The sequence below is a fragment of the Sphaerisporangium rufum genome (genome assembly GCF_016863395.1).
Classification (GTDB): domain Bacteria; phylum Actinomycetota; class Actinomycetes; order Streptosporangiales; family Streptosporangiaceae; genus Sphaerisporangium; species Sphaerisporangium rufum.
In genome coordinates this window covers 1-1,234 of sequence record NZ_BOOU01000092.1, presented here as the reverse complement: position 1 = coordinate 1,234, position 1,234 = coordinate 1, and the positions used below count along the sequence as shown (strand labels likewise).

The 1,234-nt window shown below is 74.1% G+C and carries 1 protein-coding gene; it reads right to left on the bottom strand.

Features of this window, described 5'->3' with window-relative positions:
• Positions 1-195: 195 nt before the first annotated feature.
• Positions 196-456, bottom strand: a complete 261-nt coding sequence (locus tag Sru01_RS36025; RefSeq protein WP_239137893.1) for a hypothetical protein — start codon at positions 454-456, stop codon at positions 196-198.
• Positions 457-1,234 lie beyond the last annotated feature (778 nt).

Here is a 1,234-nt window from a genome sequence, read left to right as displayed (position 1 = left end):
GAACGCCGGGACGGGGCGGCGGCGGGGTCACCGCACGCTCCGCGGGCTGGGTGAGCGGCGGGTGACCTTGGGTCCGCGGGAGGGATGGCCGGCTGGATGACCTGCACCGCCACCGGACGGGTGGGCGACCGCGAGTTCGCGCGCTCGCTTGGACGGGTCGGGCTGGGGCGGGGCTTGGCGGATGATCATTCCGGGTCAGGGGCGGGCGCCGTCGACCACCTTGCGGCCGTCCACTGGCTGCTTGAGGGTGACCTCGGTGCTCTTACGCACCGCCATCTCGATGCAGGCGACGTTCTCGCGGGTGTGCCCCTCGTACAAGGTGACGGTGACCCGGGTGCCGGTCTCCCGTAGGGCGACCCGGTCGAGCACGTGACAGGGCTCCACACCGGACCACCAAAGGATCCGCAGCCGTCGCCCCCCGTCCAGCGGTTCGGCCTTCTCCCAGGGAACGGCCACCGGGGCCGTCGTGCCGCCCCTGGGGCGCGTGGGACTGGCCGGCGCATCCGCGGTCGGGACGCCCCCGCTCGGCACAGGTGAGACCGAAGTGGACACCGGCCGCTCCGGACCGGTCGCCGGGGTCTCCCGCTCGGCGCCGCACCCCGTCGCGAGCATGCTGCACGCCAGGGCCGCCATCGCCGCCCGGCTACCGGTCATGGTCCTCACGCCCCCAGGGCCCTTCGCTGAACTCCGCATATCCTCATCACGTACCCCACCCCTTCCCGGTTCGGACCTCAGCTCCCCGACCGCATCCCCGTCGCCCACCCGAACCGGCCCACCTGAGGCGCCCCCGCCACCAGGACTCTCCTGAGCCGAGCGTCATCCTCTCGCGTGCCCACCCCGCGACGGCGCCAGCTCAGCCCACCGCCCACCCGCCCCGCGGAACCAGCGGCCACGCCGCCGCCCACCACCCCATGGAGCCGGCGATACCCCGCCGCCTCCCCATCCCCGCGAAGCCGACGCTGACCCCGCTGCCTGCCCGTCCCGGCGTTCGGGCGCGCCGGTGTTCTGAGGAGGAGGGAGGAAGTGCGAGGAACGAGCGGTTCCGAGTGACGCTCGAAGAACGCCGGCTAAAAGGCGCCCGGACGCGGCGCGCGCGAAGCGCGCGCCAAAGAACACAGCGCGCCCAAGCCGACACCCCACCGCTCACCCATCCCGCGGAGCCGAAGCTCACCCCCGCCGCTCACCACGCCGCGGAGCCTCCCGATGACCCCACCGCTGCCCCACCCCGGCGTTC